At 71.8% G+C, this 15,107-nt stretch carries 13 protein-coding genes, 2 tRNA genes and 1 pseudogene; 11 read left to right on the plus strand and 5 right to left on the minus strand.

Going from position 1 to position 15,107, the window contains the following annotated elements; genetic code table 11:
• From D8M29_RS03570 to D8M29_RS03580, 3 genes are all read right to left on the minus strand, one after another.
• The coding region (locus tag D8M29_RS03570) for an OsmC family protein (protein WP_148111514.1) at window positions 1-583 on the minus strand (583 nt) is incomplete at its 3' end.
• 126 nt (window positions 584-709) lie between these two features.
• Complete coding sequence (gene pepN / locus D8M29_RS03575; protein ID WP_370450143.1) at window positions 710-3,331, minus strand: aminopeptidase N; 2,622 nt, start codon at window positions 3,329-3,331, stop codon at window positions 710-712.
• A 156-nt stretch (window positions 3,332-3,487) separates the two neighbouring features.
• The gene (locus tag D8M29_RS03580) at window positions 3,488-4,267 is read right to left on the minus strand and encodes an IclR family transcriptional regulator (RefSeq protein WP_159228114.1); all 780 of its coding nucleotides are present in this window, start codon (window positions 4,265-4,267) and stop codon (window positions 3,488-3,490) included.
• Between the two features lie 174 nt (window positions 4,268-4,441).
• On the opposite strand from D8M29_RS03580, the gene D8M29_RS03585 reads away from it, so the two are divergent.
• The 4 genes from D8M29_RS03585 (at window position 4,442) to D8M29_RS03600 (ending at window position 8,349) form a co-directional block, all read left to right on the plus strand.
• On the plus strand, window positions 4,442-5,296 hold the full coding sequence (locus tag D8M29_RS03585; RefSeq protein WP_161972208.1) for an alpha/beta fold hydrolase: 855 nt from the start codon (window positions 4,442-4,444) through the stop codon (window positions 5,294-5,296).
• A 14-nt stretch (window positions 5,297-5,310) separates the two neighbouring features.
• Complete coding sequence (locus D8M29_RS03590) at window positions 5,311-6,876, plus strand: NAD(P)/FAD-dependent oxidoreductase (RefSeq protein WP_127435165.1); 1,566 nt, start codon at window positions 5,311-5,313, stop codon at window positions 6,874-6,876.
• A gap of 87 nt (window positions 6,877-6,963) precedes the next feature.
• Window positions 6,964-7,437 carry a ribose-5-phosphate isomerase gene (locus tag D8M29_RS03595; protein WP_119217347.1) on the plus strand — a complete coding sequence of 158 codons (474 nt, stop codon included), beginning with the start codon at window positions 6,964-6,966 and terminating at the stop codon, window positions 7,435-7,437.
• On the plus strand, window positions 7,438-8,349 hold the full coding sequence (locus D8M29_RS03600) for an Fpg/Nei family DNA glycosylase (protein WP_127435166.1): 912 nt from the start codon (window positions 7,438-7,440) through the stop codon (window positions 8,347-8,349).
• 122 nt (window positions 8,350-8,471) lie between these two features.
• Here D8M29_RS03600 and D8M29_RS03605 read toward each other — a convergent pair.
• Window positions 8,472-8,542, minus strand: a tRNA-Gly gene (locus D8M29_RS03605).
• Between the two features lie 79 nt (window positions 8,543-8,621).
• Between D8M29_RS03605 and D8M29_RS03610 the strand changes: the two genes are divergently transcribed.
• The 7 genes from D8M29_RS03610 to D8M29_RS03640 all read left to right on the plus strand — a co-directional run bounded on the left by D8M29_RS03610 (window position 8,622) and on the right by D8M29_RS03640 (window position 14,811).
• Entirely contained in the window at window positions 8,622-9,512 is an 891-nt protein-coding gene (locus D8M29_RS03610; RefSeq protein ID WP_127435167.1) for an SDR family NAD(P)-dependent oxidoreductase, read from the plus strand.
• An 83-nt stretch (window positions 9,513-9,595) separates the two neighbouring features.
• Window positions 9,596-9,669 (plus strand) — tRNA-Pro (locus D8M29_RS03615).
• Window positions 9,670-9,711: 42 nt separating this feature from the next.
• Window positions 9,712-11,076 carry a trigger factor gene (tig, locus tag D8M29_RS03620; RefSeq protein ID WP_127445792.1) on the plus strand — a complete coding sequence of 455 codons (1,365 nt, stop codon included), beginning with the start codon at window positions 9,712-9,714 and terminating at the stop codon, window positions 11,074-11,076.
• Window positions 11,077-11,343: 267 nt separating this feature from the next.
• The gene (locus D8M29_RS03625; RefSeq protein ID WP_152743804.1) at window positions 11,344-11,958 is read left to right on the plus strand and encodes a ClpP family protease; all 615 of its coding nucleotides are present in this window, start codon (window positions 11,344-11,346) and stop codon (window positions 11,956-11,958) included.
• A gap of 41 nt (window positions 11,959-11,999) precedes the next feature.
• Complete coding sequence (locus D8M29_RS03630; protein WP_002855988.1) at window positions 12,000-12,665, plus strand: ATP-dependent Clp protease proteolytic subunit; 666 nt, start codon at window positions 12,000-12,002, stop codon at window positions 12,663-12,665.
• Between the two features lie 167 nt (window positions 12,666-12,832).
• Complete coding sequence (gene clpX / locus D8M29_RS03635) at window positions 12,833-14,131, plus strand: ATP-dependent Clp protease ATP-binding subunit ClpX (protein WP_060775624.1); 1,299 nt, start codon at window positions 12,833-12,835, stop codon at window positions 14,129-14,131.
• Between the two features lie 62 nt (window positions 14,132-14,193).
• On the plus strand, window positions 14,194-14,811 hold the full coding sequence (locus D8M29_RS03640) for a DsbA family protein (protein WP_044659096.1): 618 nt from the start codon (window positions 14,194-14,196) through the stop codon (window positions 14,809-14,811).
• 85 nt (window positions 14,812-14,896) lie between these two features.
• On the opposite strand, the pseudogene D8M29_RS03645 reads toward D8M29_RS03640, so the two are convergent.
• Window positions 14,897-15,107, minus strand: a pseudogene (locus D8M29_RS03645) (hypothetical protein); the annotation flags it as partial.

A 15,107-nucleotide genomic window follows, 5' to 3' on the forward strand; every position in this document is an offset into this window, starting at 1 on the left:
TGGGACGCTCCGCCAGGCCCGTCACGCGGGACGGGCCCTTGGCGACGCGCGGCCGCAGCACCGCCAGGGGGGCGCCCAGGCGCGCGGAGTGGTCCGGCAGCGTCGGCGTGCCGGTGGGCAGGGCCTCGGGGCGGACCGGCTCGACGGTGACCGGGGTCGAGAGCGAGTTCGCGATGAAGCACAGCCGGTGCGCCTCGGCGTGGAGGGCCTCGGCCCGCTCCCGGTCGGCCTCGTCCTGCAGCGTGACCTCGGGCCGCAGCGTGATCGTGGTGAACCGCCCGGCGCCGTCGCCGTCCACCTCGAGCTCGCCCTCGGCCCCGCACGTCATCCCCGTGACCACGACCCCGGAGGTCGCCGCGACGTGGAGGTACGAGAGCACGTGGCATTCGGCGAGCGCGCCGAGCAGGAGGGTCTCCGGGTTCCACTTCGAGTCGTCGCCGCGGAAGGGGCGGGCGGCCGAGGCCTGGATCTCGCCGACAGCGGCGTCCTGGATCACCACGGAGCGGTCGTAGTCGCGGACGCCGGAGGTGCCCGAGCCGCGGTCGCCCGTCCACTCGGTGCGCAGGGAGAAGGTGTGCTTCATGGGTTCCAGCCTAGCCAGCCCGCGCCCCGACAGCGGCCGGGGAGGTGCTGGAGGGCATCTTCCGTGGAATACCCACCAGCAGCACCGCCCCGCAAGCGCCGGCAGAGGCGTCAGCCGCCGTCCGGCTCAGGCCCCGGCGTGGACCTGATGCACGTGCGCCGTCGCGTGCTCGCGCGCGGCCAGGGCGCGGACGGTCTCGTCCCGGCCCTCGGCGAGGACGCGGGACAGCCCCGCGCGGGTGCCGGCCAGCCGCTCGGACAGGGCGGTGGCGCGGTCGGCGATCTCCCGGGTGACCTGGGCGGTCGGGTAGCCCAGCGTCGCGGCGGTCTCGGCCATCTCGTGAGAACGGGAGTCCCACATCGCCTCGACGCCTTCGAAATAGGAGTCCGCGAAGGGCGCGATCAGCGCGGCGTCGTGGACCCGCGCGAACCCGATCAGGGCCTGGCGCTGCTCCGTGTTGGACAGCTCGCCGGCCATCACTCGGTCCCAGGCCGCGCGCTTGGCCTCGGCCGTCGGCACGGCGGCCCGGGCCTGGATCGCGGCGAGCGCGCCCGTGGCGGTCGCGTCGGCGCGCTCGGCCGCGGCGATCTCGGCCTCCCCGGCGTGGCCGGCCGCCACCAGCGCGGTGAGCAGCTCCCAGCGCAGGTCCGTGGTGAGGTCCAGCCCGGGCACGGTGCGGGTGCCGTCCACGAGGGCCGCCAGGCGGTCCAGCTGCGCCGTGGTGCGCGCGTGCAGGGCGAACGCCTTGACGAACTGCAGCTGGTTGTCCGAGCCGTCCTCGGCCTCCGCGACGAGGCCCCACAGACGGTCGGCCGCCGCGACCCGCACGGCCTCGGCCTGGTCCTCGGGCAGGTACAGGCCGATCGCCGTCGCGAGCTGGCGCAGCAGCGTCTGCACCACGGACGAGTCCCGCTCGTGGCCGACGTTGGCCAGGACGAGGTCGACGAACCAGGCGGCGGAGGCCTCGCCGTCGCGCACGGTGTCCCAGGCCGCCCCCCACAGCAGCGTGCGCGCCAGCGAGCCGTCCACGTCCTTCAGGCGGGTGGACGCGGCCTCCCACGAGGCGTCGTCGAGGCGCAGCTTGGCGTAGGCCAGGTCGTCGTCGTTGGGCAGGATCACGGCGGGACGACGGCGGCCGACGGCCTCGGCGACCTCGGTCACCTCACCGGCCACGTCGAGTTCGAAGCGCTCGGTGCGGGTCAGGCGGCCGGTGGCCTCGTCCACGTCGTAGAAGCCCACGGCCAGGCGGTGGGGGCGGAGCACGTCGTCGCCAGGCGCCGACGGCGAGCCGTCCGGGGCGCTCTGGCGCAGGCGCAGCGCGGTGATGGTGCCGGCCTCATCCGTCTCCACCTCCGTGCGCAGCGTGTTCACGCCCGAGGTCTCGAGCCACACGCGGGTCCACTCGGACAGGTCGCGGCCGGAAGCCGCCTCGAGCTCGGACATGAGGTCCGGCAGCTCGGTGTTGCCCCACGCGTGCTGGGCGATGTACGCGCGGACGCCGGCCATGAAGTTCTCCTGGCCCACCCAGGCCACGAGCTGGCGCAGCACGGAGGCGCCCTTGGCGTAGGTGATGCCGTCGAAGTTGACGAGCACATCGTCGAGGTCGCGGATCCGGGCCTTGATGGGGTGCGTGGACGAGAGCTGATCCTGGCGGTAGGCCCAGTTCTTCTCCATGGAGGAGAAGGTGGTCCAGGCGCTGGTGTACTGCGTGTTCTCGGCGGCGGCGAGCGTGGACATGAACTCGGCGAAGGACTCGTTGAGCCACAGGTCGTTCCACCAGCGCATGGTCACGAGGTCGCCGAACCACATGTGGGCCAGCTCGTGGAGGATGGTGATGGCGCGGCGCTCGATCAGCGCCTCCGGCACGGTCCCGCGGAAGACGTACGACTCGAGGAAGGTCACACAGCCGGCGTTCTCCATCGCGCCGGCGTTGAACTCGGGCACGAACAGCTGGTCGTACTTCTCGAACGGGTAGGCGTGGCCGTACTGGGCCTCGAAGAACTCGAAGCCCTGGCGGGTGAGCTCGAAGACGTTCTCCGCGTCCAGGTGCTCCACCAGTGACGCGCGGCAGTAGACGCCGAGGGGGATCGTGCGGCCGTCCGCGCTGGTCAGCTCCGAATGCACGGAGGCGTACGGGCCGGCGACGAGCGCGGTGATGTAGGAGGAGATGCGCGGGGTGGGGGTGAACTCCCAGACCGCGGCGTCCACGCCCTGCAGGTTCTCCTCGTTCGCCACGACGCCGAGGGTGCGGCGGGAGTCCTCCGGCTGGTTGGACACCACGGCCCAGTGTGCCGGCGCGGTCACGGTGAAGCGGAACGCGGCCTTGAGGTCGGGCTGCTCGAACACCGCGAACATGCGGCGGGAATCGGGCACCTCGAACTGGGTGTAGAGATAGACCTCCTGGTCCACGGGGTCCACGAACCGGTGCAGGCCCTCGCCGGTGTTGCTGTAGTCCCCGAGCCCGTCGACCACGAGGGTGTTCTGCGCCGCCAGCGGGCCGATCCGCAGTCGGGCGCCGTCGAAGTCCGCCACGTCCAGCGCCTCGCCGTTGAGGGTCACCGTGGGAGCCTGCCCGGCCACGAAGTCGATCCACGTGTGGGTGCCCACCGCGTCCTGCGTGGCCGCGAACGTCACGGTGGTGGCCGTGTGGAAGTGCTCTGCGCCGCGGGTGAGGTCCAGGCTCACCTCGTACGCGTCCACGGTGAGGGCGGCCGCGCGCGCGGCGGCCTCTTCGCGGGTGATGTTCATGGCGGCGGCGGTGGTCACGGTCGGACTCCTCCTGGGGTCGGGCGGATGCGGCACGGCCGGGCGCCTGTGACGGGGGCCATGGCACGGTGCTCCCCAGTGTGCCACCTGGCCCGAGCGTCGTGAGCGGCGCGTCTCGGGGCGGGCCGGTCGACCTGCTCAGCCCCCGATCTCGGCCAGTCGGGTCGCCGCCGCACGCAGCACCTCAGCCACCTCGGGCACGCGTCCGGGTGGCATCCGCTGCTCGGCCGCCGAGGCCGTGAGGGACACCTGGGGGATGCCTCCCGTCCGCGCCGGAACGCCACAGGCGACTCCGGCCACCCCGGGCACGACCGGCACACCGCCGCACCACCCCTGCTCGTCCATCTGACGCAGCAGGGTGTCCAGCAGGTCGTGCAGGGCCCCGTCATCCGTCAGGTTCCAGCGGCGGGGAGGCCGGGCGACGACCGCGTCCACTTCCGCTCGCCGGCGCTCGGGCGGCAGGGAGGCCAGGAGCGCGATGCCGGCGTACCCGGCGGCAAGCCGTTTGACCTCGCCGACCTCCACGGTGAAGACGCGCACGGGGGAGTCGCCGTCGCATCGCAGGAGGTAGGCCACTCCGCCCGCAACCCGTGCCGCCAGGTAGACCGTGTCCCCCAGCTCGTCCGCGGCGGCCTGGACCACGGCCCGGCTGCCCTCGCGTTCGATCAGGCACCGCGGCGTCACCGGTTCGAATCCGACCGGGCCCCACCGATCACCGAGTGCATAGGCGGCTCCGCGCCGGGTCACGGCACCCTCCTCCGCCAGGTCGGCCAGCAGTCGATGGGCGGTGGGCTGGGGCAGGCCCGTCCGCTGGACGAGCTGGCTCAGCCGCAGGCCGGCGGGTCCGGCCTCGTGCAGCAGGCGCATCACGAGGGCGGCGCGGGGCAGGACGCCGGTGGGTGGGGTCAGAGGGGTCACCGGTCCATCGTGCCGCAGCTCCGGCGTCGGAGCCAGTTCCATCTGATGGACTCAATGATTGCCGCCCCTGCTTGCATTATGAGAAATGAACACGCCATGCTGGGACATGTAGGGTGCGTCGCATCGCGGGTGTCGGGTCCAATAGTCCACATATTGGTATCCAGGAGGAGCCCCATGCCACTGACCGCATCGACCGTCACGCGCACCGTCAGCGTGGACGGTGCTTCCGTCACCTGCCACGACTCGGTGACGCCCGGGGAGCTCGACCGGCCTCTCGTGCTGGTCCACGGCACGGGCGGGACGACCGCCTCGCACTTCGGCCACCTGTTCCCGATGATGGCCACGCGGACGCGCGTCATCGCCGTCGACTGGGCGCCGACGGCCGACCCCGCCGCAGACCTGACCGTCGACCTGCTGGTCGGCCAGGTGCGGGCCGCCGTCGACGAGCTCCTCGGCTCCGACGCCGCCTTCGACCTGCTGGGCTACTCGCTCGGCGCCGTCGTCGCCGGGCAGCTGGCCGCCGATCTCGGTCGCCGCGTGGAGAACCTCGTGCTCGTGGCCGGCTGGGCGACGACGGATGTCCACCAGCGCCTGCGCAACGAGGTCTGGCGGCACCTGTACGCCACGAGCCCTGATGCCCTGGCCCGTTACACGGCCTTCTGCGGCCTGTCCCCGCTGGCCCTGCGCTCCCTGACCCCGGCCATGCTCGACGGGGCGCTCGCCTCCCTGACCGCGGACGAGTTCACCGCCCGGCAGATGGACCTGAACGCCCGCGTGGACGTCGCCGACCGTCTCTCCGCCGTCACCGCGCGGACACTGATCGTCTCCTGTGCCGAGGACATCATGGTCCCGCCCCATCACCAGTACGAGCTGCTCGGCATCATCGACGACGCACGGCTGACGACCATGACGAGCGGCCACGCCTTCTTCCTCGAGCGCCCGGCCGAACTCATGCAGATCGTCGACCTGCACCTGCGCGAGCCCGACCGCCACCCGGCCGGCGCGATCATCCCCGAGACCCACGCCTGAGAGAGGGGCCAGCCATGACCACCACCACGACCACCACCACCGACGTGCGCCCCGCACCGCGCGACGAGTCCGCCGAGATCCTCATCATCGGCTCCGGATTCGCCGGCCTCGGCATGGGCGCCCAGCTGCGGCGTCGCGGCCGCGAGGACTTCCTCATCCTGGACCGCGCCCAGCAGGTCGGCGGGACCTGGAGGGACAACACCTACCCGGGCGCCGCATGCGATGTCCCGAGCCACCTCTACGGCTTCTCCTTCGCCCCGAACCCGCAGTGGTCGGGCTTCTACACGCCGGGCCCGGAGATCCAGGACTACCTCGTGCGCTTCTCCGAGGACGAGGGCCTCACCCCGCACCTGCGTCTCGGGGCGGACATGCTCGAAGCGCACTGGGACCCCGAGACGGAGCGGTGGACGGTGCGGACCCCGCGCGGGACCTACACGGCACGCTGGCTCATCATGGGCACCGGGCACCTCGCCGACCCCCGCCTGCCGGACGTCCCGGGTCTCGACGCCTTCGAGGGCGAGGTCATCCATTCCGCCCGCTGGGACCACACGGTGGACCTGGAGGGCAAGCGTGTCGCCGTCGTCGGCACCGGCGCCTCCGCGATCCAGGTCATCCCCGAGCTGGCGGCGACGGCGGCCGAGCTCGTCGTCTTCCAGCGCACCCCCGCGTGGGTCACCCCGCGCGTGGTCAAGCCGTATTCCGCGGCCGTGCGGCGCATGTTCGAGCGCGCCCCGCACACCATGCAGCGCGAGCGCGATGACATCTTCTGGTTCGCCGAGTCGAGCTATGCCCAGCGCCGCGGTGTGCCGGCCGCACTGGACCAGGTCCGGGCCCAGGCCCTCGGGCACCTGGCCGCCGCGGTCTCCGACCCCGAGCTCCGCGAGCGCCTCACGCCGCGGTACCTGCCGGGCTGCAAGCGGGTGCTCGTCTCCAACGACTACTACCCGGCCATGGCCCGGGACAACGTCACCCTGGAGGACAGCGCGCTGGACCGCGTCGAGGGGAGCCGGCTGTTCGGCGTGAGCGGTCACGGGTACGAGGTCGACGTCGTCGTCCTCTGCACCGGCTTCGAGGCGGCCCAGCCGCCGTTCGCCGAGCGCGTCCACGACGGTGAGGGCCGTTCCCTGGCCGATCACTGGAGCAGCGGCATGGCGGCGTTCGACTCCACGGCCGTGGCGGGATTCCCGAATCTGTTCGCCATCAACGGGCCGAACACCTCGCTGGGGCACAACTCGATCGTCTACATCATCGAGTCGCAGATCGCGTACATCGTGGAGGCCCTGGACCGGGCGGATCACGAGGGAATCCGGACGATGGTCCCCGAGGCACTTGCCCAGGAGGACTACGTGGACCGTCTCCAGGAGCGGGCCGCCACCTCGGTGTGGCTCGTGGACGGCGGCTGCCACTCCTGGTACGTGGACCCCCGCTCTGGCAAGTTGACGCTGATCTGGCCCGACTACGCCTACGACTTCCGCGCCCGCAACGGCCACTTCACCGGGGAGGGCTTCCTCTCCTCGGCGAGCGAGGATCCCGAGCCCATGCCGGTGCGCGAGCCCAAGCGATCGGTCGCGCTGATCTGAGCCGGCCCGCCCCGGGAGCAGGAGGCCGGGTGGGGTCGTCCGTAGACTGACCCCACCCGACCGTCGTCCTTCTGGAGGAGTCTGCGCATGCGCGTCCACATCGCCACCGACCACGCCGGCATGGAGCTGTCCGCCCACCTGGTGGAGCACCTCACCGCCGCCGGCTACGAGATGGTGGACCACGGACCCACCGAGTACGACCCGCAGGACGACTACCCGGGCTTCTGCATCAACGCCGCCCGCGCCGTCGTCGCCGACCGCGAGCAGGGACTCGACTCGCTCGGCATCGTGCTGGGCGGCTCCGGCAACGGCGAGCAGATCGCCGCCAACAAGGTGGTCGGCGTCCGCGCCGCCCTGGCCTGGAACCTGGACACGGCGCGGCTGGCCCGCCAGCACAACGACGCGAACGTCGTGGCCGTCGGCGGTCGGCAGCACTCGCTCGAGGAGGCCACCGAGCTCATCGAGGCCTTCCTGACCGAACCGTTCTCCCAGGACGAGCGCCACGTGCGCCGCATCGCGAAGATCGCGCACTACGAGACCACCGGAGAGGTGCTGATGTGAGTGCCTGAGGGCCACTCCGTCCACCGTCTCGCGCGCCAGTTCACCGACGTCTTCGGCGGACGCCGGATCCGCGCCACGAGTCCGCAGGGCCGCTTCGCCGAGGGGGCCGCCCTGCTCGACGGCCAGGTCCTCGAGCGCGCCCGGGCCCACGGCAAGCACTTCTTCGCCGACGTCTCCGGCGGCCACGTGCTCCACGTGCACCTGGGCATGTACGGGGCGTGGACCTTCGGCGGGGATCAGGACTTCGCGGCCGCGTCCTCGATCGGCGCACCCCGCCGGATCGGCGAGCGGGAGGTCCACGACGACGGCGCCCCGGCCGCCGAGCCCGACCGCGACGCCGACGGCTGGGTCCAGCCCCCGCCGCCGGCCTCCACGGTCCGGCTGCGACTGCGCGCCGAGTACGGCTGGGCCGACCTGATCGGCGCGAGCCGGTGCCGCGCACTCACCCGGGCCGAGGCTGCCGATGTCGTCGCCGGTCTCGGCCCGGATCCGCTCAACGACGACGATCCCGCGCCGTTCTACGACCTCGCACGGCGGACACGACGGCCGATCGGTGTCGTGCTGATGGACCAGGGGGCCGTCAGCGGGATCGGCAACATCTTCCGGGCCGAGGCGCTGTTCCGCGCCGGCATCGACCCGTGGCGGCCGGCCCGGGAGGTCTCTGCACCGGACCTGGCATTCCTCTGGGCGGACAACGCCGCGCTGATGCGGGAGGGCGTGCGGCTCGGGCGGATCGTCACCACCCGGCCGGAGCACCGGCCCGGGGTGCCCGCCGAGGCCGCGTGGCCCGAGCACGCGAACTACGTGTACCAGCGGCAGGGCCTGGCCTGCCTCGTGTGCGGGCGCGAGACGATCGTGGTGGAGGAGATGGCGGCCCGGAAGCTCTACCGGTGCCTCACCTGTCAGAGCTGAGGGGCCTGTAGCAGGCCCGACCGGGCACAGCGGTCAAGGAACCGGCGCGGACGACGACCCACCCGAAAAAGTCATGAGCCGGGCCATCGTGTGCACACGATGACCCGGCTCATCAGGTCCGGAGGGGATGACGGGAATCGAACCCGCGTAGCCAGTTTGGAAGACTGGGGCTCTACCATTGAGCTACATCCCCGCGGGGCCGCGCTCGGCGCGGACCAGCGGCTGACACCGTATCACGGCGGGCCCGCGTCGGCCGTGGGGGAAGAGGCACGATGCACGGCTCCCGTCCCGCCCTCCGCAGGGCCGCGTCCGCCCTCGCCGGCCGTCATCCCCTGTCTCTGCGCGGCGCGACCGTCCTCGTGACGGGCGGCGCGTCCGGCATCGGCCGACTGATCGCCCTGGGGGCAGCCCACCGCGGCGCGGGCCGCGTGGTCGTCTGGGACCTCGACCTGCAGGGGGTTGAGGCCGTCGCCGCCGAGATCCGGTCTCAGGGCGCGGACGCCCGGGCCGAGCGCGTGGACGTGACGGATGCGGCCACCGTCGAGGCCGCCGCCGCCGGCGCCGGAGAGGTGGACGTCGCCGTGAACAACGCGGGCGTCGTGACAGGCGCGCCCCTCGAGGACGCCACGGAGGAGGGCATCCGCCGCACCTTCGAGGTGAACGCACTCGCGCCGTACTGGCTGACCCGGGCGGTCCTGCCCGGAATGCGGGCCCGGGACCGCGGGGCCGTGGTCACGGTGGCCTCGGCCGCGGGGTTGGTCGGCGTCGCACGTCAGACGGACTATTCCGCCACCAAGCACGCCGCGGTCGGCTTCGCCGAGTCCCTCGCCGCGGAGCTGCGCAAGGACGGCAGCCGCGTCACCTCCCTGGCCGTCTGCCCCTTCTACGTCGACACGGGGATGTTCGCGGGCGTGCGCAGCCGGGTGCCCTGGCTGCTGCCCGTGTTGGATCCGCACCACGTGGCGCAGGAGGTGTTGGACGCCGTCGAGGCCGGCCGCACGCGTCTGCTGCTGCCGCGCGCCGTCGGCCTGATCGCCCCCCTGCGCGCCCTGCCGGCGCCCGTCTTCGACCGCGCGATGGACGTCCTCGGGGTCAACGCCACGATGGACGGCTTCACGGGCCGGCGGTCGCGGCTTTTCGCGGGGCGCGAGACGGCGCGCTAGGATTCCACAGTCTGCCCTCGGGCAGTCCCTCGGGTGTCCGGCGAGCCTCCACCGCGTGAGCCCGCCGGCGTCGGGGACGACGGCGGGGTGTAGCTCAGCTTGGTAGAGCGCGCGCTTTGGGAGCGTGAGGCCGCAGGTTCAAATCCTGTCACCCCGACTCGACGTCAAGACCATCCACCACCACCAACAGGAGTCATCCGTGGTCAAGTCCACCGCAGAGAACCTCAGCCCGACCCGCGTCAAGCTGACCGTCGAGGTGCCGTTCGAGGAGGTGAAGCCCGCCCTGGACAAGGCGTTCAAGGACATCGCCAACCAGGTGCAGATCCCGGGCTTCCGCCAGGGCAAGATCCCGGCGCGTCTGATCGAGCAGCGCTTCGGCCGCGAGGTCGTCGTGGACCAGGCCGTCAACGAGGGTCTGAACACCTGGTTCTCCGCCGCCATCGCCGAGGCTGAGCTCACCCCGATCTCCCGCCCCGAGGTCGACGTGACCGCCACCCCGGACGCGGAGAACGCCGAGGGCCCGGCGGTCTTCACCGCCGAGTTCGACGTGCGCCCGACCATCGAGCTGCCCGACTACAAGGGCCTCAAGGTGACGGTGGAGCCCGCCCAGGCCACCGAGGAGGACGAGCAGAAGGCCCTCGACGCCCTGCGCTCGCGCTTCGGCTCCCTCAAGGACGTGGACCGCCCGGCCGCCCAGGACGACTTCGTCACGATGAACCTGACCGCCACGGTCGACGGCGAGCAGGTCGACCAGGCCGAGGGCCTGTCCTACCAGGTGGGCGCCGGCACCATGCTCGAGGGCATCGACGAGGCCCTCGACGGCCTGTCCGCCGGCGAGGACGCCACCTTCGAGACCACGCTCAACGGCGGCGAGCATGACGGCGAGACCGCCGTGGTCAAGCTGGAGCTGACGGCCGTCAAGGAGCGCGAGCTGCCCGAGGCCGACGACGAGTTCGCCCAGCTGGCCTCCGAGTTCGACACCATCGCCGAGCTCAAGGAGGACCTGAAGAAGCAGGCCGCCGAGGAGGCCGTGAACCGCCAGGGCGTCGAGGCCCGCGACAAGGTCCTCGAGGAGCTGGCCAAGCTCGTCGAGGTCCCGGTGCCGGACGGCGTCATCGCCGAGCAGGTCGAGCAGCACTTCTCCGCCGGCGGCCACACCGCGGGCGACGACCACGACACCGCCGAGCACCGTGCCGAGCTCGAGCAGAACACCCGCGAGGCGTTCGCCAACGAGATCATCCTGGACGAGGTCGCCGAGGCCGAGGAGGTCACGGTCGACCAGGGTGAGCTGATCGAGTACATCATCGCCACCTCCTCCGAGTACGGCATGGACCCGAACCAGTTCGCCATGATGCTCGACCAGGGCGGGCAGATCCCGATGATCATGGGCGAGGTCCGCCGCCGCAAGGCCCTGGCCAAGGTCCTCGAGTACGCCGAGGTCACCGACACCGACGGCAAGGCCGTGGACCTCACGGCGTTCGTGACCCCGGGCGGCCAGGAGGCCCTCGACGCTGAGGCCGAGGCGACCGAGGCAGAGGGCGCCGAGGCGGCCGAGCAGGCCTGATCCCGGCCGGTGGGGGCGCACCCCCGCCGAGCCACGACGACGGCGCCCCCGACCACGCCGGCGGGGGCGCCGTCGTCGTCCCGAGGTCACGGTGGGCGGCCCCGGGCAGGGCCCGCGACAACCTGCGCCAACAGCGAAACGCCGACGGCGTCCCGCGCGCTGGCCCGGACGCCCGGCTAGTGTCGGACTCGATCAGGGACCCGTCCGTCCGCGCGAGCGGCCGCCGTTCGGGGGGCCCGTGGACATCTCGACAGGAAGGCGGAAGTGATGACCGACATCACCCCCAGCATGCGTTCGGTGGACCCGGCGCAGCGCGAGGATTTCCTCTACACCCAGCTGCTGAAGTCGCGCATCGTCTGGCTGGGCGAGGACGTCCGTGACGACAACGCCAACGCGATCTGCTCCCAGCTGCTCCTGCTCTCGGCCGAGGACACGGAGAAGGACATCTACCTGTACATCAACTCCCCGGGCGGCTCCGTCACCGCGGGCATGGCGATCTACGACACGATGCAGTACATCCCCAACGACGTCGTGACGGTGGCCACCGGCCTCGCCGCGTCCATGGGCCAGTTCCTGCTCGCCTCGGGCACCAAGGGCAAGCGCTACGCCACCCCCCACGCCCGCGTGCTGATGCACCAGCCCTCCGGCGGCATCGGCGGCACCGAGTCGGACATCCGCATCCAGGCCCAGCTGATCCTGCACATGAAGCAGGTGATGGCGGAGCTGACCGCCGAGCAGACCGGCCAGTCCGTGGAGACCATCCTCGAGGACAACGCGCGTGACAAGTGGTTCACCGCGCAGGAGGCCCTCGAGTACGGCTTCATCGACCACATCGCCGACCGTGCCGCGTCCGTGACCGGCGGCGGCGGCGTCCGGGGCTGAGCCCGGCCCGGACCGTCCCGACCCTCTCCAGGAGACCAAGAATGACCCAGTTCCCCGCCGGGCTCCCCACCGGGATGCCCTCCCTGCCCACGCCGGACGCGCGCTACATCCTCCCGCAGTTCGAGGAGCGCACCCCCTACGGCTTCAAGCGCCAGGACCCCTACGCCAAGCTCTTCGAGGACCGCATCGTCTTCCTCGGCGCGCAGGTGGACGACGCGTCGGCCGACGACGTGATGGCCCAGCTGCTCGTGCTCGAGGCGATGGACTCCGAGCGTGACATCACCCTGTACATCAACTCGCCGGGCGGCTCGTTCACGGCCATGACGGCGATCTACGACACCATGCAGTTCATCCGCCCCGAGGTGCAGACCGTGTGCCTGGGCCAGGCCGCCTCCGCCGCGGCCGTGCTGCTGGCCGCGGGCGCCCCCGGCAAGCGTCTGGCGCTGCCCAACGCGCGCGTGCTGATCCACCAGCCGGCGATGCAGGGCGACCGCGGCACCGCCACGGACCTGGAGATCCACGCCCAGGAGATCAACCGGATGCGCGTGTGGATGGAGGAGACGCTGGCCTCCCTCACCAACCGCACGCCCGAGGAGGTCTCGCAGGACATCGACCGGGACAAGTTCCTCTCGGCCGAGCAGGCCCTCGAGTACGGCCTTGTGGACGAGGTCCTCGCCTCCCGCAAGATCACCCGCCCGTCCGCCTGACCGACGACGCCCGCCGAGGGGTCCGGCCGCGCGGCCGGACCCCTCGACGCCGACCGGGGACCCGGTCCCTTAACGTGTCCGTCCACGGCCGTATGCTGGACGGAATCTGACAGCGACGCCGCCCGCGCGGGGCGGACGTCTCCGCCCGGCCCCCGAGGAGTACCACCATGGCGCGTATCGGAGAGAGCGCTGACCTGCTGAAATGCTCGTTCTGCGGGAAGAGCCAGAAGCAGGTGCGCAAGCTCATCGCCGGCCCGGGTGTCTACATCTGCGACGAGTGCATCGAGCTGTGCAACGAGATCATCGAGGAGGAGCTCGGCGAGGCGGCGGAGGCGGACGAGACCGTCCTGCCCACCCCGCAGGAGATCTTCGACCACCTCGAGAGCTTCGTGATCGGCCAGGAGGCGGCCAAGCGTTCCCTCGCCGTCGCCGTGTACAACCACTACAAGCGCGTGCGTGGGCCGCAGGCGCGGAGCGGTGACCTGGCCGACCGCCTCACCGAGCGGGACGACCTGGCGGACGTCGAGGTCGGCAAGTCGAACATCCTCATGGTCGGCCCCACCGGCTCCGGCAAGACGTATCTCGCGCAGACCCTCGCCCGGCGGCTCAACGTCCCGTTCGCGGTCGCGGACGCCACCAGCCTCACCGAGGCCGGCTATGTGGGCGAGGACGTGGAGAACATCCTCCTCAAGCTCATCCAGGCCGCGGACTACGACGTGAAGAAGGCCGAGCAGGGCATCATCTACATCGACGAGATCGACAAGATCTCGCGGAAGTCCGAGAACCCCTCCATCACCCGGGACGTCTCCGGCGAGGGCGTGCAGCAGGCCCTGCTGAAGATCCTCGAGGGAACGGTGGCGTCGGTGCCGCCGCAGGGCGGACGCAAGCACCCCCACCAGGAGTTTCTGCAGATCGACACGTCCAACGTGCTGTTCATCGTGGCGGGCGCGTTCGCGGGCCTGGACGAGATCATCGGTTCCCGCGCCGGCCGCAAGGGCATCGGGTTCGGCGCGCCCCTGAACCACCTGGGCGCGGGGGACGTCACCTACGCGGACGTGCGGCCGGAGGACCTGTTGAAGTTCGGCCTCATCCCCGAGTTCATCGGCCGCCTGCCCGTGATCACCACCGTCGAGGACCTCACGCACGAACAGCTCGTGCGGGTGCTGACCGAACCGAAGAACGCCCTGCTCAAGCAGTACCAGAAGATGTTCCTCATGGACGGCGTGGAGCTCGAGTTCGAGCAGGACGCCCTGGACGCCGTCGTCGCCCAGGCCGAGGCCCGCGGCACCGGCGCCCGCGGCCTGCGTTCCATCATGGAGAACGTCCTCAAGCCCGTGATGTTCGAGCTGCCCTCCCGCTCGGACGTGGGCACGGTCGTCATCTCCGGGGACGTGGTGCGCGGCGAGGCCGAGCCCACGCTCATCCCGGCCGAGGTGGAACGACGTCGACGCGGCCGGAGCGCCTGACCGCCGTCGCCCAGCAGGACCGACCGGAGCCGAGACGGCTCCCTGACCGCAAGGAGCACAGCATGACCGACACCACGCAGCAGCCCACCGTCGACTTCTATTTCGATGCCACGTGCCCGTTCGCCTGGATCACCTCCCGGTGGATCCTGGAGGTCCAGAAGGTGCGCGACGTGCGGGTGGTCTTCAAGATCATGTCGCTCGCCGTCCTGAACGAGGGCCGCGACCTGGACCCCGGCTACCTGGCCCGCCTCGAGAAGGCCTGGCTGCCGGCCCGCGCCGCCGTGCAGGTGCGCGAGCGGCACGGTGCCGAGGCGCTCGGCCCGTGGTACACCGCGGTCGGCACCCGCATCCACGAGCAGGGCCGCACGGACTACGAGGCCGTGGTGGCCGAGGCCCTCGAGGAGCTCGGCCACGACGCGGACATCCTGGACGCCGCCCGCACCGACGTGGCCGACGAGCAGCTGCGCGCCAGCCAGAAGGAGGCGGAGGACCTCGTGGGCAACGACGTCGGCACGCCTGTCGTGGCGTTCAACGGCACGGCCTTCTTCGGTCCCGTGATGACCCGCATCCCGCGCGGCGAGGAGGCGGGCCGCATCTTCGACGGCGCCGTCGCCCTGGCCGACTTCCCGTACTTCTACGAGATCAAGCGGGCCCGCACCACGGATCCGCAGTTCGACTGAGCCCTCCCGGCTCGCACGAGACCGGCCCCACACCTTCAGCGCGAAGGTGTGGGGACGGCGTCGTCGGGGTGCGGGCCGGCAGTGGTCAGCTGCGCGCCACCCGGCCGGCCGCGCGGATCAGGGGGACCTGCAGGGGCAGCCGCCCGAGGGAGACCAGTTGCGCCGGCCAGGGCCGGCGTCGCCACTGCCAGGCCATCCACGCATTGCCGGGCCACACGCCGAGGAAGAGCGCCTGCGCGGCGCGTCCGCCCGCGCGCCGGGTGCGCGGGACGGCCAGCAGACCCGCCACGGCCAGC

Origin of the sequence: Micrococcus sp. HSID17227 (genome assembly GCF_003989405.1) — a bacterium.
In the GTDB taxonomy this organism is placed as follows: domain Bacteria; phylum Actinomycetota; class Actinomycetes; order Actinomycetales; family Micrococcaceae; genus Micrococcus; species Micrococcus luteus.